We start from the raw sequence: 25,039 nt of genomic DNA on the forward strand, positions 1-25,039 counted from the left end.
CAAGTGAATATGGTTAAAAAAATAGAAGTAGTAGCGGCCATTATTCAACATGAAGATAAAACTTTGTGTGTTCAGCGCGGTCCTTCAAAGTTAGCTTATATCCATGAGAAGTTTGAATTTCCCGGCGGGAAAGTGGAAGTAGGTGAGCAGAGAGAAGAAGCCATTAAAAGAGAGTTGAATGAAGAGCTGCATCTGAATATCGAACATGTAGATTATTTCATGACGGTTGAGCATGCTTACCCTGACTTTCATATCACGATGCACGCTTATTTATGTCCTGTCGAAAACCGAAAGATAGTACTTACTGAGCATATTCAAGCATTGTGGTTAAATCTCGATGAACTAACTTCTTTAGATTGGGCTGCAGCTGATGTTCCCATCGTTGCAAAGTTGCAAGCAAACTGAAGAGGACCGTGAATGACTTATTGCTATGCAAATAGGATTGATGTCTTTCTTCAAGAACAAGAAGAAAACTGGTTGGCCAACATGTGTTCTGAGTTTTGTATTAACTTCCCTGGCTTAGAGCTCGGTGAACTTCAGAAACGAGCTTGGGTTGATTGTTTTCATCATCTTCAGAAAGAACTCTCCAAGCGTGCCCAATCTGATGGCTATGTTATTTTTGAGTATGCTCTACCAATGGAAGGAGGGCGTAGGCCTGATGTTCTGCTTCTAGTCGAAAATAAGCTATTCATTTTAGAATTCAAAATGAAGGATCGCTATCAGCGAGCGGATTATGATCAGCTGTGCGGCTATTATCGAGATCTCTGTAATTACCATCATGAAAGCGCCGAGCTAGAGGTGATTGCCGGTTTGGTTTTGACTCAATCCACCGGTAAATTAACGGATATCGAAAGTAATATCTCAATCCTATCTAGCGATAAACTCAAAGCCTTTCTTGATAAGTATTTAACGGGCGCTCCTACTAACACTGATTTAAAACAGTGGCTTGAATCGCCCTATGCACCATTACCTAATCTAGTAGATGCAGCGGTAGAGATATTTCAAAACAACCCAATAGAAGAACTAAAGAGTGCTAAGAGTGCAGGGATTTATGAAGCGCTTGATGAGTTGGATAAAGTTACTGCTTGGGTTGAGAGCGAAGGAAATAGAAATCGGGCGAGTGTATTAACCCTGGTTACTGGTGTTCCTGGAGCAGGGAAGACGTTGCTGGGTTTGGAGTTTGTACATCGGAACAAAAGAGGTCAGTTTCTATCTGGGAATGGCCCGCTGGTAGATGTCTTGCAATATGCTCTTGATGACAAAACGTTTGTTCGCGCGTTGAAAGACTTTAAACGCGAATACATGAAGCCACGTACAACCCCTCATACTAATTTGGTTGTTTTTGATGAAGCTCAGAGGATGTGGGACGAAAATAAAAACAAGAATTACCAAATGTCGGAGCCTTCTTGCATCATCAGGATCGCAGATAAAGATAAAGATAAAGATAAAACGCCTTGTCACTATGTCGCTCTAGTTGGAGAGGGACAAGAGATTTATGTAGGTGAAGAGGTGGGTATTTCTCTTTGGTGTGATGCTTTGAAAAGTAGTGAAGAGCCTTGGATTGTTTTTTGCCCACCAGCGTTAGAGCATCATTTTCAATTCATGAGCAGTAATCGTGTTCGAGTAAACCCATTGCTAAATTTAGATCAGTCTTTACGAGCTCATAGCGCAAGTTTATATCCTAAGTGGGTGGAAGGTGTTTTGAATGATAAGCCGGATGTTGCGCTGGCTAAGCAGACGATTAAAGACGGTTTTAATATCTATCTAACCAGAGATTTGGAAAAAGCCAAAAGATACTGTCTCAATAGATATCAAAACACCAACAAGAAGTATGGCTTGTTAAGTTCGTCAGACAACATCAAGTATAACAAACAACCATTGGGCCCATGGTTCCATGATGACGTTAGTTCTTCGACATCGTGTTGTAGTTTCCAGCGCACAATTAGTGAGTTTGATTGCCAGGGGTTAGAGCTTGATATGCCAGTGCTAATCTGGGCGAAAGACTTTCTCTACGATGGCAGTAGTTGGGTTCTTCATAAAGGCAATAGAAATGTTCAAAACCCTTTTCAAATAAAGCTTAATAGTTACCGGGTACTGATGACAAGAGGTAGAGATGGCGTAGTGTTTTATTTCCCTCGAGAGGCACTGTTCGACGAAACTTACGAATATTTCTTAAGTGCAGGTGCACAATGCCTATAAAGGCAGCAATCATTCAATCAAAACTATAGTTGTGTTTATCAAAATCCTGTTAGAACAGGACAAAGCAAGAATAATAGTAAGGAAAGAGGCTAGGTATGGACGTTTCAAAGCGGTCAGTTGAGGATGCCGTAACTCGGTTGAAGCAAGATGGTTATTACGAAAAGGACTTTCATCACTTTGTTGAAATTGAAGGCAATTTGTATCCAGCAAAAAGACTCTACAGTGTGATTTTTGATGTTCACCACAGTAAGTGTCATACCTCTGACGCTGAGAGGTTTTTTGAAAAGCACGGATATGAACTGGTTAACAAAGACCCACTAAAAGCTATCCCTAGTATTTGGAAAGTTTCCCATGGAGTTGGTGAGATTTCTTCAGCAAATTCAGATTGGTTAGATAAGAACCAGTATATTACGGTACACGAGAGCACAAAAAAAAGCCAAGGCTTGAAGTTTGTTCGAGAGGTGAAAGTCGGAGATATTGTCAGCCTTTGTCGGAGTGGGGATGTTAAAGCATTAGTTAGAGTTGCAAGTGATATAGTTAGCGATCCTGGTTGTCCATTGGGGGCTGGGTGGCAACTTAGAAAATACGTGGTGATAAAGTGGTTGCCTAAATTGGTGCGGTATTCAGGCTTAGGTAATGGATGGGCTCCTAGTTATAACAATACACTGGGGAAAGTTCCACATCAAAAAGCGGAGTTAGAATTGTTTCAGGAAAACATACTGCGCCCATATTATTTAACCAGTCTAATGGACTTAGCTGAATTACCTCAGATAGAGCAATGTTCAAAAGAACCTAGAGATCTTGTGCTTATGCCTCTTAATCAAATCTTATACGGACCACCAGGGACAGGCAAAACCTATCACACTATTGAAGCAGCGGTTCAAGCTGCAGAACCTGAGTTTTATGCCAACCTTAATATTAGCGAACAAGCTGGTGGCGCATCAGAAGAACAACGAACAAAGTTGGTGGAAAAATACAAAGAGCTCACAAGAACTGGTCAAATTCGCTTTGTTACTTTTCATCAAAGCTATGGCTATGAAGAGTTTGTTGAAGGGTTAAAAGCAAACTCTGAGGGTGGTGATATCTCTTATGATGTAGAGAAAGGAGTGTTCCGGAAAATCTGCAAGGAGGCAGAAAAACACAGTACTGAAAAACCAGCATCACAAGGCCACAACTTTGAGGTATGTTGGCAAGCTTTCGCAGCAAAGCTTGCAGAAGTAGACAGTCTTGAAATTAACATGTCACAAACCTCTTTTCATGTTGTTGATTTCAATGAAAAGCGCATTTTCTTTGAGAAAAGTAACGGTAAGAAAGATCACACTCTTAGCATCAATACGCTAAAGCAGATCTTTGAGGGCTCAAGGGAATACTCAACAGGTCTTGGTGTTTACTATAACCCACTGGTTCGTTACTTAAAGGGACTAGTGGATATCGAGCAACAGCCTGCGATTAAACGCCAAAACTATGTGTTAGTTATTGATGAGATCAATCGAGGGAATATCTCAAAAATTTTTGGTGAACTGATTACTTTGATTGAGCCTTCTAAGCGCAAAGGTGCGCAGGAGCCGCTAGAAGTCATCCTACCTTATTCTGGTGATACTTTCTCAGTGCCAGATAACCTATATATCATCGGCACTATGAACACGGCGGACCGTTCATTGGCAATGATGGACACTGCATTACGTCGTCGTTTTGACTTTAAAGAGATGATGCCAAACCCCAAGCTTTTTGCTGATAAAGAAGTTAAGGGCATCAATTTATCTAAATTGCTAGAAACACTAAATAAGCGAATTGAAGTTCTCTATGATCGTGAGCATACGCTCGGTCATGCTTTTTTGTTCCCTGTTTTCAATGAGGTTGATGAAGGTAAGGCGTTTATCGAGCTACAGTCAGCGTTTAAGAACAAGATAATCCCATTATTGGAAGAGTATTTTTATGAAGATTGGAGCAAGATTCGTTTAGTCCTTGGTGACAGTTTGAAGCAAGATGAGAGACTACAATTTTTAAAAAGAACTGAAGACTCCTACAGTGAGTTATTTGGCCCTGAACATGGATTGGAGCTGTATGAGGATTGTAAAGTGACATACTCATTCAAGCCTTTTGGGGCAGGGACTGTTTGGCAAAACCCGGCAGCGTTCAAAGCTATTTACGCAAAAGATAGCGAGTAAGGCTAGTGAAAGCCAAACAAGAAATTACTCTCTTTGAGTATGACTGTTTAGTGAGTGAAGATGTGCTGAAAGATCAGACTGCATCTTCACACGTTCAAGCTATCTCTATATCAGCTTATCAATATCTCAAGCAGCTTTGCTTAAGTAATGAGAATGAAAGAAATCTTCTTCAATTACGTCGTCGAAATGGTATGGAAGTTCTGCAAGTTCAAAACTATGCAGGAGTTATGTTCACGCCAGATAAAACGCAAATTGAAATCTTGCCTAAAATCGGAAAAGGCTTCACAGATGAAGGTATTGACAACAACTATGATGACGCTTATGTGAAAGCTCGGCACACACTACTAGTAATGTTACGTGCGTTGAAAGGTTTATCACATATTCAAACCTCGAATGCTAATATTACTCGCCAAAGAATGCCGTTGTTAGAGGTATTTATAGGCCAGTTCTTACAGTCGGTGAACACGCTCCTAAAACGTGGCTTAAGAAGCGACTATGTACGTAGGGAAGACAATTTAGGTTTCTTAAAGGGGAAGCTGAATGTAGGAAAACAAGTTAGGCATAACTCCATTAGTAAGCATAAATTTTACTGTGAGTACGATGAGTTCTTACTCGATCGTCCCGTAAACCGGTTAATGCATAGTGCTCTAAAACGAGTGAAAGGCTATACGCGGAGTGCAGAAAATCAGAAGTTGTTACAAGAGCTAGACTTTGTATTTAATGAAATACCAGAGAGTAAGGACTACAGCGTTGATTTTTCGAAAGTCAGGCTTGATAGAGGGATGAGTTACTACCAAATACCTTTAGACTGGTGTCGACTAATCTTAGAAGGCTTTTCTCCACAAACGATGAAAGGTGGTGCTAACGCAGCTTCTCTTTTATTCCCTATGGAGAAGGTATTTGAAGACTACGTTGCTAAAGTTTTAAAAGAACAACTAGCGGTCAGTCATCCTAAGCTCAGTGTTAGTACACAAGTTACTGGTGAGTACCTTGCCCGTTATGACGGTAGAAACAAATTCAGTTTACGCCCAGATTTGATTATTAAGGAAGGGAGCTCCAATCAAGTCGTGCTCGATACGAAGTGGAAGCTTCTCAATACCAAGTTAAGTAATTCAAATATCTCCCAATCGGATATTTACCAACTGTTTGCTTATGCAAAAAAATACCTTGCGGATGATGAAAGTGGTCAGGATGTGGTGCTGATTTACCCTAGCCAAGACAACTTTGATGAAGCACTGCATTTCCCCTTTGAGTTGGGAGGTGGGCATCAGCTTTGGGTCGTACCATTCGATATATCAGAGAAGAAACATACGGGCATCAGATGGCCATCAGCTTTCCACTTACCCTCTCGTATTGAAGTTCTTCAACAGCAATCAAACTAATGCGAGTGCGGGAAAGACTCTAAGAGTTGATTGTAATGAACTAGATCAATATACATGTGATGGATCAATCTATTATTGCGCCATGAATTATGTACTAAGGCTTGGTGGATATTTAGAAAGAGCTACGAGTTAGATTATCAAAATACCTTAAAAGAGATAACGAGCCACAGGCATAAAAAATATATAAAGCTTTGAAAACTTTTAGCAATAGATGAAGTCTTCGCAGCTTCTTTAACACAAAGCACTCAGCGCATGGTTGAGTTGTAGGTTCATAGAATATCAACAATCAAGTTTGTTGACGTATTAATTTTGGAAGTGATTTAAATGAAAGATAGCCTTAACCTCTCCAGTTTATGGCCCGACTTGAACAGTCTAAACGTAATTCCACCACAAACAGCAGATCAGTTGAGTGCCTTGTTTGTGGTGATTTTGTGGTTTGTAGCGGCATTTTTCTTACTGTGGTCTATATCTGCTTTCATTCGAGCTACTCGTCGTGTGAAGTGGTTAAATCATTTGCTTAATGATGCTGAGAAGGCAAACCCTGCAGATAGTAGACATGACTTAATTGCCAAAGCAGAACTAAAGAAAAATTCAGTAGGGCATTTGTGGCTAGAATTTGATGAAACGCTGTTGGAAGTCAGAGGACCTGACGAGGTGTTACGGTTACATAATACATTTGATGCTGACTATTTCTTCAATAGTTCCACTCTGGCTGGTGGTAGCACTGAGAATAGAATGATAGCTGCAGTGCCTGGTTTCTTAACGGCCTTAGGGGTAATCGGTACTTTTGTGGGTTTGCAACTCGGTCTTTCTGACTTAAACATTGCAGGTAATGTGGATGTAAATGAAATGAAAGATGGGGTGGCGGGAGTTATCAATGGAGCAAAAATTGCTTTTATGACATCAGTCTGGGGTGTCCTATTGAGCGTAGCTTTCAATTTCATTGAAAAAATACTTGAACAGATTATTAGGAAAAAGATTAAGGTTCTGCAAAATAGAATTGACAGATTATTCCCTCGATTGAGCGCTGAAAACCAATTGCAATCTATTGCGAACAATAGCCAGCAGTCACGTGAAAGTCTACAAGGGCTAGCTGAGAAAATTGGCGAGAAAATGCAAGAGTCTTTAGTACAGGCAACTCAGGGCATTCAACAAGGCCTGGAGAGCAGCTTAGAAAAAATTATGGCTCCTGCTATTAATAAGCTCGTTGACGAAACCTCTGACGGTAATCAGAAAGCATTAGAGAGTGTTCTTCAATCATTCATGGATGGTTTCGGGCAGCAGGGTGAACAGCAGCGTGTTGCTATGGATAGTGCCTCTAAAGGAGTGAATGAAACTTTAGAATCTATGAGCACATCTTTGGCAGCATTTGTTAATAAGCTTGAAGTTCAGCAGAGCGCATCAACGGAGAGAGAGAAAGAGCTGATTTCTTCGATTTCTGTACAGGTATCTGAGTTAGTAACACAAGGTAATGAGCAAAAGAGAATGATGACCGAGTTTGTGGAGAAACAGGTCTCAGAAATGGGTGAGCAACTTAGCCAGAGAGAGAGGGCAGCTTCGGAAAGAGAACAAAAGTTGGCTTCTTCTATGGAAACGACAATTAAAGAACTTGTCGATAATGTGTCGGGGCAAAGCCGAGTGTTAACAGAATTTGTTAATAACCAAGTAGGTGAACTTACACAAACGTTCTCTAAGCGTGATGAGCAGTCAAACCTGATGGAAAAAGAGCGCAATGACATGTTTGTTTCTCAAACAAATGCAATGAAATCGGGAACTGATGAGCTACTAGCACAAGTTAAATCAAGTGTTGATATGCAGCAATCTGCGTCTCATCAGGTTTTAGAACAAGGTAAGCATCTTCAAAATAGTATTGAAACTTCTGTATCTGCATCTGCGAGAGCGACAGAGAGTATGCAGCTATCAGCGGTAGAGTTGAGAAATGCAGCTGACAGTATGAGCGTCTTTGGCTCGAATATTAAAGATGCGGGTAATAAGCTTTCAGGAGCAGTAACTGAAGCTGTAAGCCGTACTAAAGATTTGGCTGAACTGAATCAGTTAAGCGTAGAGAAAATCCACTCCTTGAGAGAGCAACTTGTTGAAGACACAAGTAAATTTGGTGAACTTGCTGATAAGATTAATGGCATGTTAGATAGCGCAGAATCGTCGTTCAATCAATTACGTTCTACTCAAAATGAGTTTTTGACAGAGCAAAAGAGTAACCTGACCGAACTAACTTCAGAAATGAAAAATAACGTGAAGGAGCTGAGTGAGCAAATGTCGACCCTACTGGAAGAGTATGCTGATGAGGCAAATAGCCAAACCAATGAACACCTAAAAATTTGGTCAACGACTAGTACTCAATACGCAACGCAGATGGTTAATGCCGTCAATGCAATTTCAAGTGTCGTAGATGAAATCCAAGACAAAGTGAGTCACTAATGCGTAGAGGTTCGCGATACCAATCAAACGGTTCAGTTGACGAAGAAAACCCGTATTGGGTTTCCTTTTCTGACCTTATGTCAGCGCTTCTTGTTATCTTCATACTGGCCGCTGTAGCGTTAATTATTGAACTTACTCAAAAGACAAATGATGTTGAAGCAGGAATAGAAGAACTAAAAAAAGCTGAACAGGCGAGAAAAGACATAATCTATGACGTTAGAGATGAATTAGCTAAACGAAATGTTATCGTTGAGATCGCCGATAATGACACTGTAATACGTATACCTGAGAGCACTCTAACGTTTGCTTCAGGTAAGGATTCCATCCCAAAGAGCCCTGAAGTCCAACAGGCGGTAAAAGATATTGGTGCTGTGCTTCATATGGCTGTTCGAAAGAACGAAAGATTCAAGTACCTAGATACAGTGTTTGTAGAAGGACACACTGATAGTGATGGGATCCATTATCGAGGGAAGGGGAACTGGGGTTTATCTGTAGATAGAGCTATATCAGTCTGGAATGTTTGGCAAGCTGAAGTAGAACTTACACCTAAATTGGGTGAATTAGAAAATGCATTTGGACAGCGACTTTTTTCTGTAAGCGGTTATGCAGAAACGCGCAGAGCGAATCTACAAGAAGCTAACCAACAAGATAAAAGCCAGAACCGAAGAATCGATATTCGCTTTACGGTCAAGAAACCATCTATTGCTGACTTAGAAAGGATTGTTAAATAGTGCGCCTTCGTATTAAAAAGCTACCGGTAACTTTACGTCATGATCCTTTGGGTAAGTCAATAGAGGAGCTGTCTCAGCTCACCCAGAAACTTGGAGTACTGTCCAAGAACGCTGGTATTGAAAATACTAAATTTAAGTCAGCATACGGTGATGTCTACAAAGCACTGATAGCTAACAAGGCTGTGGAAGATGTAGTAGATACTTCTGTTCATGTGCGAGCGTTGGCAATCTCTTTGCAAACTGACATAAAAAATAAAGTCAGCTTTACTCGTCGTCTTCTCAATAAGATCACAGAAATCGTGGGGAAGCCTAGTGCACTTGTTATTGAATCATTTTATCAGCATTTCCTATCAGAGTATGACCAGCTAACGGATTGTGATGCGACCGCTGAATGGTTATTAGAAGCGAAGCAAAAGAGAGGCTACGAGGGAGAGTTTGATGAGAAACTCCTGTCAAGCAATGGACCTCAGTGGCTCGCTAAGCAAGCAATCGAAAGAAATATTGATTTTGACCATTGGATTAATGAGCTTGATTTACAACATTACGCTAATGGTCGCTATTTGACGACAGCTAAAGGGATCTATTACGTAGAACAGCTTGAAACGATTCCGATCGGTATCGATCATCCATTGTTATCTGAGGTTCAGAAAAAGGCAGTTTTTGAAGCTCAATATGATTCAGAGGACTTGTTAGGACACAAGATTCTGCGAATTTTAATTGGTCGTTCTATTGGTTCTCATATGAGTGAATCATGGATGAATGTAGTGCTTGCTGTGGCAGGAGATCCTCGAGTGCCAAGCTCCAATCCACGGTACATAAAGTGGTGGAGAAATATTGATGCTCAGTTGACTCAAGCGGTTCGGGGATGGTTGTCTAAATTAGACCTTAAGTTGTTCTTAGAGGCTTTGGAGGATTATTCGTATTCCTCATCCAACTATGAACTACAAAGAATGTACCCATCTAGGAAGCATTTTTTAGAAGGAATGTTTGATGCAGGTGTTATTACTAATACACGACTGTATCTGAGTCGAGATGCCGCTCAATATTTGAAACGAAATTATGACGCTAAACACTTGCCAAACTTTTCGACAGTGAAAGATGGGGATAAGTCTATCATCTATGTTCAGATGGAAGGCGCACACATGATTGAGGGAAGCCATAGTTGTTACTTATGGCTTTACAGACACTTAGAACCTTCAGCTTGTGTGTTCAATTATAATATTACTAGTCCAACTTATTCGCAGTTGACCAGTGGATTAAATTACCAAATGACTAATTTATCCGGTGGGGCGACAGCAAAGATTACGCATTCTCCTTCAAGTTATTCTTGGCAGCGACGCGCATTGACTGAACTCAGAGACTTAGGGGTTCAATTGACAGCTAAAGATATTCTTTCTAGTGATGATTATGTCGACTTTAAACAACGTTTCGGAGTAAGAGAATGGAGCTAACTTCTTTAATCAGTAGATTTTTTTCTGGTTTAGATAAAACATCCAAATTTGATTTGGTATGTGATGGTAGCCTTGATTTCACTGCTTCGAAGTCTAACTTAGAAAAAATACGAAGCGGTCGAGCAAATGAGTGGTTCACCGCTCAATTTGTTGCTCTTAAAATGCTTGAAGAACAAGGAGAAGTAACATCGTTTCCCGATGGGTTTATGATGCCTGCATCGACTGCTGTTCGCTTAGATTCAGAGTTGATGACTCTTTTAGGCCTTCCTGAACTTTGGGGAGGAGTAATTGATGCTGACATAAAAGGAAAGGCAAGCAATCCCGATTTTAAAATTGACTTGGCAGTGACTACGCAACAAGGTCGTTCAACGCTTAATTATTCAATTAGTGGTCCTTTTATTAGGTTTGGAAAAGAGGCAGAGTATTTGTTAACACCATCACAGTTGATGGTGTTTGAGGCAAAAAATCTTCATCAAAACTCCGAAAAGTCTGAGTACGATAATTTGCTTTTTCTTCATGCTCTTCAAGAAGCGCAATACCAAGGCTGTCGGTTAAAGTTAAAACATTTTGATAAATTAAGAATTTTAACGCCTAGCTCAGTGACAGTAGATGTGGAGCTTAACGCTAATGGGGACCTTATATTAACGCCTAATATGGGGCAACATGCTAGCCATGAAGCTATCCAGAGGGTGCTAGGTCAATTACAAAGTGATAGTTCGGTTTCTCTTAAAGTAGGAGATGAGATAGTACTTTTTTCTGAGGAAAAACTGAAAGCTGTCAAAGAAGTTATCAGCAATAGGGTTGTACCAAAAAGCCAGGTTAAAGCATTTTTGGAAAATCCCACTGCATTTATTGACGCGAGCTTAGTTGACCTTGATTTAGGGTTTTCTTTAAGGGTTCGTGGTGCAACGACATTTAAGCATGCCTATTTTGGGGAGACGGATGAATCCGGTATTGATTGGTTTGGTACTTCATTAACAACAGAGGCCATTTATCCAATATCAAAGCTCATTGATGCAATTGATGACAGGCCCGCTTTATTAGAAGTAAGCAAAAAACTCGATGACGCTCAACATACCGGAGCTACAGTTTTTGATTACGAAGGGAAGTCGTATGACATTGGTGATCGTGACGCTGTGAGTAAAACACTTGTAGCAATCGAAGACAAAATGTCTAAACCAGCTGGTGATACTTCTGAAGATGAACCTGGAGAGTTGGAGAAGGACTCTAGTGAAAAAGAGATCCATGTTGTTGATATCGATCTAAATGATGAGGAGTTGTCAGAAAACTCCCCGCAGGTTGATAAATTGATCGCAGATATGGCGTGGGAAGGTGAGTTAAATTGGGACAATCACAAACGAAAACCATTCCCGCATCAAGAGGTAGGCGTTAGGTGGATTCTGGGGGTAGAACAGAAGATTCTTACTGAACCAAGTATCAGCGGAGCTTTACTAGCTGACGATATGGGTTTAGGGAAAACCTACATGGCTCTCTCCGCTATAGAGCATATGTACCAACGTATGACGATTGACGCTAAGACTAAGAAACCGACATTAATCGTTGCTCCGTTAAGTCTGCTTGAAAACTGGAAAGATGAAGTAGATAAAACATTTGAAGCGTCTCCTTTTAAAGACATAGTCATTTTGCAATCGGCTGCCGATCTAAACAGATACAAGATGGGTGGCGTTGAAATCCGAAATCAAAAGAATTCAGATGAAGAGCTTGAACCTAAATACTCTTTAAAAGTAGGAAAGAACTTTGGTTCCGAACGTCTAGACCAACCACAACGACTTGTTATTACTACTTATCAAACGTTACGGGATTATCAGTTTTCATTGTGCTTAATTGATTGGGGTGTTGTTGTTTTCGATGAAGCTCAGAACACTAAAAATCCTAATGCCCTGCAAACCAGGGCAGCTAAAGGACTGAAAGCGGATTTTAAATTGGTCGCTACCGGTACGCCGGTGGAGAATAGCTTGGCAGATTTTTGGTGCTTAATGGACACTGCCTCTCCCGGGTATTTAGGGACTTATCAGGAGTTCCGTTCTCACTACATTTCACCTATTCTCAAATCTGCCGGAGATGAAGTTGAAGAGGTCAGAGCTAGACTAGGGAGAGAGTTGCGTATCGCGGTGGGTGCTTTGATGCTTAGACGAGTTAAAGAAGATAACCTGAAGGGCCTACCGGCTAAGAATATGTATGCTGGTGGACACTTTGATGGGTGGGAGTACCTGAAAGAATTAGAATCTACGATGGTCGGGTATCAGCGCGATGTCTATGAAGGAACGATAAGTAATCAAATTGAAAATGAAGATAGTCATGCCTTAACTACATTAATGAGATTACGAGACAGTTCATTACATCCGAGATTAAGTGACGGTGGACGACTAGAACTTCCTAGAAGCAGTAAAGTGGCTCGTGAATTATATCTAGAGTCGGGGAAATTAAGTTCATTGCTTGAGACTCTTGATAGAATTAAGAGCCGACAAGAAAAATGCATCATTTTTGCCGTAAATAAGCGTCTACAGAGCTTTTTAAGCATCACCCTCGGTCAAATCTATGGTTTAGGGCCACTGTCGGTAATAAATGGTGATGCCAAAGCTGTAGCTAAAAGAAAGTCAGTTCCAACTCGTAAATCCATGATAACGGACTTCGAAGCTAAAGAAGGCTTTAATTTGATTGTTATGTCACCAGTGGCGGCGGGTGTTGGTTTAACTGTCGTTGGCGCTAATCATGTCGTCCATCTGGAGAGGCACTGGAACCCAGCTAAAGAAGCTCAAGCAACCGATCGGGTGTATCGAATTGGGCAAACAAAAGATGTTCATATTTACATCCCTTTGTTACATCATTCTGAGTTTGAGTCGTTTGATGTCAACCTTCATAGGCTACTAACGCAGAAAACTTTATTGAAAGACGCTGTAGTCACTCCAGAGGATGTTGTACCGCAGCCATCTGGTGTCGGAGGGAGCATTACTGGGGATCTCATTAATAAACGTATAACACCTGACGAGTTGGACAAATTGAGTTGGCAGCAATTTGAGGCTCTGTGTTTGACGCTCCTGTCCAAGCATTATGATAGTGAAAGCGCGTGGTTAACGAATGCTGGTGCTGACCATGGTGCCGATGGTGTAATCCTGACTCAGTCGGGCAATATTCTAATGCAAGCTAAATATACGCAACGAAGATACGATGGATATAAAGGTATACAAGAGATTCACTCTGCTAAGCCGATTTATGAATCTGAGATGCAGAAAACTTTCGGCCGTTTAGTATTTATAACTAACTCACCATCGTTAGCTAAGCGAACTGATGATATAGCTAAAACATGCGGGGTTGAGGTTATCGATAGAGCTAAGCTGCTAACATATCTAGATGAGAATGAAGTGACTTACAAAGATGTTCTAACTCGTCTTGAGAAGCGTAGGCTTAAGGTGTGAAAATTTTATAATACGTGCTGGTACCGTTTATGGTCGACCAGCATGTTTGTTTTGTAAAAGTAATCTGCTCTTCAGATAAATTTAGTGCTGATCTTGTCTCAGAAGTTGAGTTTTTTCCGAAGTAACACCTGAGGTAACATCTTAAAACTCGATTTTTATAATATTTACTTTAATCAATTGGATAGCATGGATAGTAGAGTCCAGTAGCGGCACCAAATTCGTTCTTTATGAACCAGCAAAAAGCCCACCTAGTGTGGGCTTTTTTGTGTCTGTAATTCCTTGTTTTATCTCGTTCTTTATGAACAATCAAAAAAGTCCACTGAATGTGGGCTTTGATGTAGATCTTGTCGTCTTCTAAGCTAAGCTCGAATGATCATTTGCTCGCGCTCAGGACCTACCGATACCATCACGATTGGCACACCCATCAGCTCTTCGATACGAGTAACGTAATCTTGCGCTGCTTGAGGAAGGCTCTCAAACGTGCGGCAACCCGTGATGTCTTCATCCCAGCCAGCCATATCTTCATATACGGGCTTTAGCTCAGCCGTTTGTGGCCAAATCGGGTTCTCTGTGTGCTCTCCTGAGTAAGCGGTACAGATTTTAAGTTCAGACAAACCAGACAGGCAATCGATCTTAGTCAGTGCTATTTCCGTTGCAGCTTGTAGGTCAACACCGTTGCGAGTTGCTACCGCGTCGAAGTAACCCATGTCACGTGGGCGGCCTGTTGTTGCGCCGTATTCGTTAGAGCTTTCGCGGAAGCTGTCTTGTTCTTCCATTGCAGTTACTAGCGTGCCAGTACCAACAGACGAGCTGAATGATTTAGCAACAGCGATAACACGTTCAGGACGAAGTGCAGGTAAACCGCTACCAATGCCAGCATAAGCTGCGGTTACATTCGAAGATGTTGTCCAAGGGTATTCACCGTAGACAAGGTCGCGACCTGCGCCTAACTGAGCTTCAAACAGTAGGTTTGCGTCTTGTGATTGCAGCGCTTTAAGCGGCTCAGTTACGTTGCAGATGAACGGGCGCCACGCTTTAGTTACTTCAAGTAGCCATTCTGTCATTTCAGAAGCAGTCTGGGAGAAGTCACATTGAGGGTAGAGCGCTTTAAGCTGAGGCATCTTCCAATCAAGTAGGAATTGAATACGCTGCTCTAAAATTTCAGGTTGATTCAGCCAACCGACAAGAATGCCTTTCTTCATTACACGATCGCCGTACGCTGGTGCAATGCCTTGACGTGTAGAGCCGTAAGCGCCATCGCCCAAACGCTCTTCTTCAAGCGTATCTTCAAGAGCATGTAAAGGGAGACACAGTGTCGCACGATCTGAGATCGCCATTTTCACTTTGATGCCAGCCTCTTGAACTTCTGCAATCTCTTCAGTTAGCGCAGCAGGGCTGATCACCATGCCAGGGCCAAGAACCGCCGTACAATTAGGATTAAAAATACCACTAGGTAGTTGGTGCAGTTTGAATGTACCGAAGTCATTTACCACAGTATGACCTGCATTGTTTCCGCCTTGGAAACGAATGCTAGCAGAAGCTTGGTCTGCTAAAAAATCGACGATGCGGCCTTTGCCTTCATCACCCCAGTTTGCGCCCACAACAACGATAGATGGCATAATTTTTCTCCTAACTGATTGAGGAATCATGTTAGGCCTACAAGGTGGATAAGAGAAATTAATTATCTTTATTATCTTGATAAGGATTTCATATATCCTTAAAGTCTTAAGCTACAAACGAGATTCCCTATCACGTTCGTTCCTCACTGTAGGGAATGACGATGGGGCATTCTTTACTTTTAGGGAATGATATTAGTGACACGAGAGAGAGGACATGATGCTCGATATTAATTTGTTGAAGACGTTTGTGACGCTTGCGGAGTACAAGCATTTTGGGAAAGCGGCCAATGCACTGCACATGACACAACCCAATGTGAGTTTGCACCTAAAACAACTGGAACAACAAACACGCATAAAGTTGATAGAGAGAAGCCCTTTTCAATTGACTCAAGCGGGTGAACGGCTATTGGAAACAAGCCAAAGAACGCTACTCGAACTGCAGATTTGTCAGGCCGATCTCAATGCGATTAACGACCTTAAAATAGGGACGTTAACCATTGCCGTAAGTGACATCATTTCTCGATTTTTGCTAATTCGTCCGTTCCAGAAGTTCAAAGCGCAGTATCCCGGTATTGACCTTACGCTCTTGAATACCACGTCATCTCAGGCATCGAATTTAGTTAAAAATGCTCAAGCGGATATTGGTTTTGTTATCGCCAAAGAGCAGCACAACGAGTCTTTGTATTTCACTAAGCTGCAAGAGCTTTCTTGGTGTGCGCTTGGCGATGGGGTTGATATCCGAGACTCTGATGCAGAGCTCACTTTGATTCTACTAGGTCATGATACGAGAACGCGTGACTTTATTGATGAAGGTTTACCAAGCCTTAATCTACCTAATTATAGGGTGATGGAAGTAGGGAGTGTCGATGCTCAAATCGACTGGGCAGAAGCGGGATTTGGTGTGGCTATTGTCCCGGAGTTTGCGGTATCAACCAAGCAGCACCTGCATTCGAAAGTGACACCATTGACCAACTTCTCGAGCACCAGTCTTGGTTATATTGTTCGGCAGAACCAAGTCTTGTCGAAAGCAACCAAGCAGCTGTTAGGTTGGGTGAATGATGAGATTATTTCATTGCAAAACAAATAAATACAATCATTGAGTTTGACTCAATCAGCCCACCTCGAGTGGGCTTTTTTGTCCCTGGAAAGCCTCGTTTTTACTGAATCAATAATCTTTGGAACAAACTAGCGCTCACCATCAACTATTCGTCCCGCAAATCAGAGTTTCAAAATTCATCGTTGACAAAGTTTGATAATCAAACTAAATTTCAAATTATTACTTTGATTGTCAAATTACTTGTCAATCAAAGGGCTTTTATTTGCAACGATCATCTAACCACAAACACAAGCTAAGGACGCCATTTTGAGTTTTCCAACACGTCACCAACACAACTTTTCTTCACATAACAGTCAAGGTGAGAAACGCACGTTCTATGTCCTGTTATTGACCGTCGTTACCATGGTTGTCGAAATTGTTGCAGGTACTATTTACGGCTCGATGGCATTGCTTGCCGATGGTTGGCACATGGGGACGCACGCCGCAGCGTTTGGTATCACCTTATTTGCATACCGTTATGCGAAGAAACATGCCGAGAGCGAACGTTTCTCTTTCGGTACTGGCAAAGTCAGCGTGTTAGGGGGCTACACCAGCGCGATTGCATTGGGGATTGTGGCATTGTTGATGCTGGTGGAATCAGTACATCGTTTGTTTAACCCACAAGCGATTCAGTTCAATGAAGCGATCATCGTTGCTTGTATTGGTTTAACTGTGAATGTGGTGAGTATGTTTTTACTTGGCGATCACCATCATGATCACGGACACGAGCATGGCCACAATCATAATAAGAATCACGGTCATTCACATAGCCATGAGCACGACAGCGACCATGGTCATAAACATGGCGAGCATCACGGACACCATCATGATCACAACCTACGCGCAGCCTACATGCATGTGTTGGCGGATACTCTAACTTCGCTGCTTGCGATTGTTGCGCTGCTATTTGGTAAGTTTTACGGTTGGAACTGGTTAGATGCAGCAATGGGAATGGTTGGCGCATTCGTGATTGCTAAGTGGACGATGAACCTTATGAAACAAACCAGCCCAATCCTGCTGGATGAGAATATCGACCAAGATTATCGTGACTCAGTGACCAAAACCTTAACGCCTTATGCGTCGGTCACCGATTTCCATATGTGGAAGGTGAGTGGGCATCACTATTCAGCAGCGATTACTCTTGAATCAAACAGTGATAAAACCGTCTCTGAATATAAACAAATGCTCGCCAAGTTTGATAAGATTAATCATCTTACTCTTGAAGTGCATTCAAACGACCATGCGAAATATAGAACAGCTTAACCAAATACTGACTGAGTTCTACGATAAAATGTCTTCGTGGGAGCAGTCTGTTGTCAAAGAGACGGGTTATTCCCTGGCTCAAGTACACACCATTGAAGTACTTGGTATGCATGGTGCGTTAAGAATGAAAGAGCTCGCTGAAAAGTTGGGTATTACCACGGGTACACTTACTGTTCAAATAGAAAAGTTGGTTAAAGCTGAATTGATTGAGCGCCATGAACACCCAACAGATCGTCGTGCGATTGTGGTTGCCTTGACGGATGAAGGGCAGAAGATACACGTTCACCACAATCAGCTTCACTTGAATTTGGTTAATGAGCTGACGCAAGATATCGAAGAAGACGAGAAAGCGGTGTTATTGAAGTGCCTAACCAAGATGGTAAAAGCGTTTTAGCCACCCTTGAATTCGCACCTAACTCTTTAGCTGCAAAGCGATTGACTAGAAAATCAAAAGATGGACCTGACTCGAATTGAGTAGGTCCATTTTTTTCGCCGTTTACGCTCTACTGTACAATCATCAATAGACGGATTCACTGTTTAAAAACCAAGTCAAAACCTCCAATATTGCGCTTCGTTCGTGCTCTTCTGGAGAGCCAAAAAAATGTCATCATAAATAATGCATCCAAATGTGCGTCAAAGTCTTTTAATTCAATGCCTTGTATACCATGACATTCAAGCCATTTATGTTCCGTCAAATAGCTGTCTCTCACTTTTATCATTCAACTAATGTACATGTATTCAATTTGTGTTATTGATGCTTTTATCTTTAGTGAAAAGATTCATTCTCTGTTTGAATACCATTGAGAATGTCACTGCTGGTGGGCTGAACAGTCGCTAGATTTAGTGCTCATTACTGATACAAAAAATATAACAATAATCAGGTCGCGCAAGTTGGATATCCATTCTTTGATGCGATTTATTTAGATACTCATAGTTAATTTAGTAAAGACGAGCCACGTATATGAATATAAAGAAAAAGCTCTATTCGTTGGGGATGTTCTCCATCTTCGGCATGATTTCACTGCTGTTTACCACATCACAATTTGCAGACACCACCGCTCAAATGAGCGAAGCCAAACAAATTACCAAAGAGCTTGAAGTGCGTTTGCTCAACCTTCGCCGTAACGAGAAAGATTTTTTACTGCGTAGCGATATGAAATACCTCGACAAGTTCGACGTAAACTACAAAAAATTCTTAGCGTCTGAATCTGAGCTAGATACAGTGCTCAGTGATTTAGGTTTAGCCAACAGCACACACCTACGTGAAGACATCGAAACTTACCACACCAGCTTTGTTAACTTAGTTAAAGCGAGCGAAGTCTATGGGCTATCACGTGACAAAGGTATGCTAGGCGAGTTTCATGTTTTGCTCGATAACATCAGCGCGACAGCCAGTGCGGAACAAAAAATCGAGCTTTACCTGTTCAATGACTTAATTGAGAAGGGGGAGTTTGACCCGAGTGTTCTTTCTATAACTTCAAATATGAGTAGCTCAGCGGCTTTGATAGACGCTGCTCGCCAAGTGGTTGAGCAAAAGCGCGTGATCGGTTTGAAGCATAACGAAGGCCTGCTAGGCGAAGCGCGTTCTGGTTCGCTCGTTATCGAGACTCAGTTTAAAGAATTCTCGGCGGTGCTAGACCAACAAACGCAGCAAGAGATGGACAAGCTATCGCTGATCAACAACATCCTTTGCGTCACGCTACTCGTGTCGATCATTCTGTTCAGCTGGTTAATCGTCCGTTCTATCATTGGTAAAATTGAGTCACTGCTTTCGGTGATTCGTAACATCGTTGATTCTAACGACGTGTCTATTCGTTCGCACCTTGATGGCAAAGACGAACTCAGCACTTTAGGCCAATACTTCAACCAACTGTTGGATCAACTGGAAGGGCTTATCGCTGCCTCTCAATCTAAGTCACTGCAACTGACACAAAGCACATCGAACATGCATGATGAGCTAGAGTCAGTAATCAAACAGTTTGAAGTTCAAGCAAATCACACATCTACAATGACAACGTCAGTTCAAGAGATGGTACTCACCATTGGCGAGATCTCTGAAAGCACATCGGTTGCCGCTGAAGGTGTACATCAAGCGAAAGTGAATGCCGATAAAGGCCGTGAAGTGGTGGTTGAAACCATCAGCAACATCACCCAGTTGTCTGAACGTCTTTCAAGCAGCCAAGATTCGATCAGTTCACTGAACCATCATGTTGACCAGATCGGCGATGCAGTAAACATCATCCAAGGCATTGCAGAACAAACTAACCTATTGGCATTGAACGCAGCAATTGAAGCAGCACGTGCGGGTGAACAAGGTCGTGGCTTTGCGGTAGTTGCCGATGAAGTACGCGCACTAGCAAGCAGAACGCATCAATCGACCACAGAGATAACTTCAGTGGTGAGTGCAATTCAAAGCCAGATGCAGGCGTCGATGGCAGAGATTGGCGAGTGTAATCAACAAGGTCAACTAACGCTGAAAGATTCGGAAGAGCTGGATGCGAGCTTGCAACTTATCTTGAGCGACATGGAAAGCATCCAAGGTAATTCAGAACGTATTGCTTCAGCGATTGAAGAGCAGGGCGCAGTAATGGCGCAAGTGAGTGACTCAATTACTGAGCTGAACACTATCTCGAACGACAACAACGCTTCGGCACAGCATTGCTTAGTTGAAGTGGACAAGGTAGCAGAGCAAGCGAACGATATGGACCAAGCGGTCGCGCAGTTCAAGACTTCATAAACAACATAGAACTTACTAAAACTAAAGGCGTGGATCATCTACGCCTTTTTTGTGCCTGAAATTCAAATAGATAAATGACGAGAATAAAAAAACGGCCCGATCTGGGGGAAGATCTGGGCCGTTATATTACGTATTAAAGGGGGGACTACTTATTTCGGCCTTCCAGCACATCCAGTGCCAGTTCAACCGCTTTATCAATATTGTCGCATCCCGCTAATTTACCTGAGCTGATAGGACCAAGCACATTAGCGTATAACGAGAGCTGCTTGTTAAATGGCAGGCTCAACTGCTCATATAAACGCTGGCGAATCTCGGCATGTTGCTCAGGAGCGTGAGCAGCAAGGCTTTTCAAAGTGTCATAAACAAGAGTGGTGGTAGTGTTCATTCGTCTCTTTATCATTAAGTGGGAGGCGCTTATTTTATAATCTTTTCGTATTCGTTTACTGTGATATAAGTCATACAATATTATTAATGTGTTTATCTTTTCAATCTAATGAGAATAAGGCATTCCAAAATAGACTTAAGTATCTGTGAAATATAACTAAAATAATGACAGACTATCGAACACACAAACGAATTGGCGCGTTTCTGGCAAACGGTTAAATCTATAGGAAGAGGAACAACATGCACTACGACGTATTCAACGGAGACGCAGATGGCATAATCGCGTTGTTACAGCTGCGATTAAGTGAGCCAAGAGAGAACGTGCTCATTACTGGTGTTAAGCGTGATATTAAGTTGGTCTCTCAAGTTGTTACTCAAATTATGGATCCGGGTAAGCAAGGTGATGTTTCTTCCGTTACCGTTTTAGATGTATCGATGGAGAAAAACCTGCCTGCACTGCACTCACTGCTAGACGCAAACATCAATGTATTTTATTGCGATCACCACCGAACAGGGGATGTCCCAACTTCTAGTCATTTAGATACTCTGATTGATACCGCGCCAGAGAGCTGCACGAGCTTGCTGATTAACCAGAAGCTGAATGGTGCGCATGTGGCTTGGGCAATCGCAGCTGCCTTTGGCGACAATCTAAAAACGGTGGCGGCGCGGCTAGCGGATGAAAATGGATTCGCTCAATCTCAAAAAGAGTTTCTAGAAGAGCTAGGTACCTTGGTTAACTACAACGGTTACGGTTCGTCACTGAGTGATTTGCATTTCACGCCAGCTGAGCTCTACAAAACCCTTTATCAATACCCGAATCCGTTTGATCTTTTGGATGATAAAGACTCTGTGTTTTATCGACTACGAGATGCTTATCAAAATGATCGCCAGCAGTTATCAAACCTTGCTCCTGTTTATGAAAGTGAAGTCGCACGTGTGTTTGAACTGCCAGGTGAGACGTGGGCAAGGCGCATCAGTGGCGTATTTGGTAATGAAATCGTTAATCAAGATCCAAACCGAGCGCAAGCAGTATTAACGAAAAACCAAGACGGCGAGTCTTACACGGTGAGCTTACGTGCGCCATTATCAAATAGAACGGGTGCAGACGAAATTTGCTCAAGTTTTGCGACTGGCGGAGGAAGAAAAGCAGCGGCTGGAATTAATCAACTTAATGAACTTGATAAGGTGAATTTTATTTCACTATTGGATGCATATTATTCATCTGGCACTGACGGTTAACTGAAAAACTCCCGACGTATACATTCAAAATCCTACAAATTCTTGCTCCTATATTCCGTTATACGTGCGTATTGCTAGCACATGTATGATGGCTATATCCAGGCTGTTTTAGTGATATCACTCGCAATGGTATCTGGTCTTAGGTCAGTAATTACGGCGTATTTGGGATGATTTTTGCCGATTTAAAGTTTATTTTTTCCTATCGGTGATTTTTTATATTTTTGGTTAATTATCTTAGTGAATTAAGGTTGATTAAATATTTATATGGTCAATGCATTCAGCCGAAAATAACAGTTTTTAGCATTTCAATTTGAATGAAAAGTCAAAATCATATTGATTCTGATATTCAATCTGTGACTTAAAATCACAAGTTAAATCAAAGGTCATCTTTTCCTATAAATTCCATTACTTCTCTATAAATATTCATGATTACAATGAATTGGTTCGGTTGTGATTGGCACAGCTGTTAAGTAAGGAAGTGGGACTAATGTTGAAACGTAAAGCTCTACAATTAGCAGTATCGCTCGGCATGGCGGCAATGTCTGGCGCTGTTTATGCGAATGGTTCAGATATGACGAATCCAGACTCTGGCGTGGTGGTTGGCTATTGGCATAACTGGTGTGACGGTGGCGGCTACCAAGGTGGTAATGCGCCATGTGTGACGCTGGATGAAGTGAACCCAATGTACAACATCGTGAATGTGTCATTCATGAAGGTCTACGATGTGGCTGATGGTCGAATCCCAACTTTTAAACTGGACCCAACCATTGGGCTTTCAGAAGAACAATTTATTGACCAAATCTCGGAACTCAACAAGCAAGGTCGCTCTGTGCTGTTGGCTTTAGGTGGTGCGGATGCACACGTAGAGCTAGAAACCGGTGATGAAAGAGCCTTTGCTGATGAGATTATCCGTCTAACTGAGCGTTACGGTTTCGATGGCCTAGATATTGACCTTGAACAAGCAGCCGTAACCGCAGCAAACAATCAAACCGTGATTCCTGATGCTCTTAAGTTGGTAAAAGACCACTACCGTGCTGAAGGTAAAAACTTCCTTATTACTATGGCGCCTGAGTTCCCGTATCTCACGACAGGCGGTAAGTACGTTCCTTATATCGATAATCTAGAAGGCTATTACGACTGGATTAACCCACAATTCTACAACCAAGGTGGCGATGGTATCTGGGTTGAAGGCGTGGGTTGGATTGCTCAAAACAACGATGCGTTAAAAGAAGAGTTCATCTACTACATTTCTGATTCTCTTATCAACGGAACGCGTGGTTTCCACAAGATCCCACATGACAAGCTGGTGTTTGGTATTCCTTCAAGCATCGATGCTGCAGCAACCGGTTTTGTACAAGAGCCACAAGATTTATACGACGCATTTGATAGCCTAACGGCGCAAGGTCAACCGCTACGTGGTGTAATGACTTGGTCTATTAACTGGGACATGGGCACCAACAAAAACGGCCAACAATACAACGAGCAGTTCATTAAAGACTACGGCCCGTTTGTACACGGTCAGGTAACGCCACCACCAGTCGAGGGCGAGCCCGTTCTTAAAGGTGTCGAAAATACGCGTGTTCTTCACGGCACAACGTTTGATCCTATGGATGGCGTGACGGCAACAGACAAAGAAGACGGCGATCTAACGTCATCAATCGATGTTGAAGGTTACGTTGAAACCAGTGTTATTGGCACTTACGTTTTGACTTACCGAGTGAAAGACAGCGATAACAACGAAACCACTAAAGCGAGAACGGTAGAGGTTTACAGCCAGAAGCCAGTATTTAATGGTGTGTCTGACACGACTGTTGTGTTGGGAACTGCGTTTGATGCAATGGCAGGCGTGACGGCGAATGATGCAGAAGATGGCGACCTGACAAGCACCATCACACACACTGGCAGTGTCGATGTAAATGAAATCGGCAACTACACACTTGTGTATAGCGTAACAGACAGCGCGAACCAAACTGTAACCGCTGACCGTAAGGTATCTGTAACTGATGGTTCTAACTGTGCTGCTGCATGGGATGCCGACACCGTTTATGTTGAAGGTGACCAAGTATCTCATGACGGTTCAACGTGGGGAGCAGGGTGGTACACTCGCGGCGAAGAACCTGGAACGACAGGTGAGTGGGGCGTTTGGAGAAAAGTTTCAGATTCTTCTTGTGGTGGTAACCCAGATCCGGGCGATGACTTAGAGCTTGCTGTTTCAGGGCTTCAATCAGAATATGCGCCAGATAACGGCAATGTTCGTTTAGATCTAACACTGACATCAAATGAAGCGTTAGATGTTACCGCTATGGTGATCAACAGTGCAGGTACTGTGGTTGAGCAAACTAAGGTTAACGTAACGGACAGCCGCGCCATTACCATCGACTTATACGATGTAGCGGAAGGGCAATATGGACTTGAAGTGGTCGGTAAAGCATCTGACGGTGAAATGGTGATGGTAAACGATTCGTTCGCTGTTAAAGACGGTGGTGGTACAACACCTCCTCCAGGTGATTATCCTCCATATGAAGCGGGCACCAACTACGCAGCGGGTGACATTGTGGTCGGCAGCGATAATGGCTTGTACGAATGTAAGCCTTGGCCATACACGGCATGGTGTGCAAGCGCGTCTTACGCTCCAGCAGATAGCCAATACTGGCAAGATGCTTGGACAAAGCTGTAGTCTGATAGCTCAACGCTAGCAATATAAAGTAGACGATCAAAGAGAGGCCATTGTGCCTCTCTTTTTTATGTTTAAACAGTTCTGACTTAGAGCTTTAAAACCCACTTAACCTTAAACTCTGCTCTGCATATTGCTCTAGATCAAAATAGGAGTGATTATCAATTGTATTACATGTTAAGAAATAGCACTATGCGCACATTGAATTTTATATATTGTT

The 25,039-nt window shown here is 42.2% G+C and carries 16 protein-coding genes; 14 read left to right on the forward strand and 2 right to left on the reverse strand.

The features are described 5' to 3' along the window. Nucleotides 1–9 precede the first annotated feature (9 nt). From AB4351_RS01195 to AB4351_RS01230, 8 genes are all read left to right on the forward strand, one after another. Nucleotides 10–405: a (deoxy)nucleoside triphosphate pyrophosphohydrolase gene (locus AB4351_RS01195; RefSeq protein WP_102393898.1), complete on the forward strand. Its 396-nt coding sequence runs from the start codon at nucleotides 10–12 to the stop codon at nucleotides 403–405. A gap of 12 nt (nucleotides 406–417) precedes the next feature. Then, nucleotides 418–2,199 (forward strand): DNA/RNA helicase domain-containing protein, encoded by a 1,782-nt coding sequence (locus tag AB4351_RS01200; protein WP_372124856.1) that lies wholly within the window; start codon nucleotides 418–420, stop codon nucleotides 2,197–2,199. Between the two features lie 95 nt (nucleotides 2,200–2,294). Beyond that, a complete protein-coding gene (locus AB4351_RS01205; RefSeq protein WP_372124858.1) occupies nucleotides 2,295–4,367 on the forward strand; it encodes an McrB family protein in 2,073 nt (690 codons plus the stop codon). A gap of 5 nt (nucleotides 4,368–4,372) precedes the next feature. Beyond that, on the forward strand, nucleotides 4,373–5,749 hold the full coding sequence (locus AB4351_RS01210; RefSeq protein ID WP_102393901.1) for an McrC family protein: 1,377 nt from the start codon (nucleotides 4,373–4,375) through the stop codon (nucleotides 5,747–5,749). A 324-nt stretch (nucleotides 5,750–6,073) separates the two neighbouring features. Continuing rightward, complete coding sequence (zorA, locus tag AB4351_RS01215) at nucleotides 6,074–8,188, forward strand: anti-phage ZorAB system protein ZorA (RefSeq protein ID WP_102393902.1); 2,115 nt, start codon at nucleotides 6,074–6,076, stop codon at nucleotides 8,186–8,188. Then, nucleotides 8,188–8,919 (forward strand): flagellar motor protein MotB, encoded by a 732-nt coding sequence (locus AB4351_RS01220; protein ID WP_372124861.1) that lies wholly within the window; start codon nucleotides 8,188–8,190, stop codon nucleotides 8,917–8,919. The genes zorA and AB4351_RS01220 overlap by 1 nt, the downstream gene beginning before the upstream one ends. After that, nucleotides 8,919–10,370: an EH signature domain-containing protein gene (locus AB4351_RS01225; RefSeq protein ID WP_102393903.1), complete on the forward strand. Its 1,452-nt coding sequence runs from the start codon at nucleotides 8,919–8,921 to the stop codon at nucleotides 10,368–10,370. Before AB4351_RS01220 ends, AB4351_RS01225 begins: the two co-directional genes overlap by 1 nt. Then, entirely contained in the window at nucleotides 10,361–13,807 is a 3,447-nt protein-coding gene (locus tag AB4351_RS01230) for an SNF2-related protein (RefSeq protein WP_372124863.1), read from the forward strand. Before AB4351_RS01225 ends, AB4351_RS01230 begins: the two co-directional genes overlap by 10 nt. Before the next feature lie 359 nt (nucleotides 13,808–14,166). On the opposite strand, the gene AB4351_RS01235 is transcribed toward AB4351_RS01230, so the two are convergent. Then, nucleotides 14,167–15,426, reverse strand: coding sequence for an adenylosuccinate synthase (locus AB4351_RS01235; RefSeq protein ID WP_017059182.1), 1,260 nt, complete (start codon nucleotides 15,424–15,426; stop codon nucleotides 14,167–14,169). Nucleotides 15,427–15,640: 214 nt separating this feature from the next. Here AB4351_RS01235 and AB4351_RS01240 point away from each other — a divergent pair, with 214 nt between their 5' ends. The 4 genes from AB4351_RS01240 (at nucleotide 15,641) to AB4351_RS01255 (ending at nucleotide 20,522) form a co-directional block, all read left to right on the forward strand. Next, entirely contained in the window at nucleotides 15,641–16,513 is an 873-nt protein-coding gene (locus AB4351_RS01240) for a LysR family transcriptional regulator (protein ID WP_017068305.1), read from the forward strand. A gap of 276 nt (nucleotides 16,514–16,789) precedes the next feature. Beyond that, the gene (dmeF, locus tag AB4351_RS01245) at nucleotides 16,790–17,785 is read left to right on the forward strand and encodes a CDF family Co(II)/Ni(II) efflux transporter DmeF (RefSeq protein WP_372124864.1); all 996 of its coding nucleotides are present in this window, start codon (nucleotides 16,790–16,792) and stop codon (nucleotides 17,783–17,785) included. Continuing rightward, nucleotides 17,763–18,179 carry a MarR family winged helix-turn-helix transcriptional regulator gene (locus tag AB4351_RS01250; RefSeq protein WP_017059185.1) on the forward strand — a complete coding sequence of 139 codons (417 nt, stop codon included), beginning with the start codon at nucleotides 17,763–17,765 and terminating at the stop codon, nucleotides 18,177–18,179. Before dmeF ends, AB4351_RS01250 begins: the two co-directional genes overlap by 23 nt. 618 nt (nucleotides 18,180–18,797) lie before the next feature. Further along, nucleotides 18,798–20,522, forward strand: coding sequence for a methyl-accepting chemotaxis protein (locus tag AB4351_RS01255; protein ID WP_372124913.1), 1,725 nt, complete (start codon nucleotides 18,798–18,800; stop codon nucleotides 20,520–20,522). A 145-nt stretch (nucleotides 20,523–20,667) separates the two neighbouring features. Here AB4351_RS01255 and AB4351_RS01260 read toward each other — a convergent pair whose 3' ends face one another. After that, entirely contained in the window at nucleotides 20,668–20,907 is a 240-nt protein-coding gene (locus AB4351_RS01260) for a PAS factor family protein (protein WP_004733935.1), read from the reverse strand. Between the two features lie 239 nt (nucleotides 20,908–21,146). On the opposite strand from AB4351_RS01260, the gene AB4351_RS01265 reads away from it, so the two are divergent. Together AB4351_RS01265 and AB4351_RS01270 are read left to right on the forward strand one after the other, a co-directional pair. Then, nucleotides 21,147–22,145, forward strand: a complete 999-nt coding sequence (locus tag AB4351_RS01265) for a DHH family phosphoesterase (protein WP_372074063.1) — start codon at nucleotides 21,147–21,149, stop codon at nucleotides 22,143–22,145. A 487-nt stretch (nucleotides 22,146–22,632) separates the two neighbouring features. Further along, entirely contained in the window at nucleotides 22,633–24,822 is a 2,190-nt protein-coding gene (locus tag AB4351_RS01270) for an immunoglobulin-like domain-containing protein (protein WP_372124866.1), read from the forward strand. Nucleotides 24,823–25,039: the final 217 nt, after the last annotated feature.

The sequence above is a fragment of the Vibrio sp. 10N.261.51.F11 genome (assembly GCF_041471665.1).
Classification (GTDB): Bacteria; Pseudomonadota; Gammaproteobacteria; order Enterobacterales; family Vibrionaceae; genus Vibrio; species Vibrio crassostreae_C.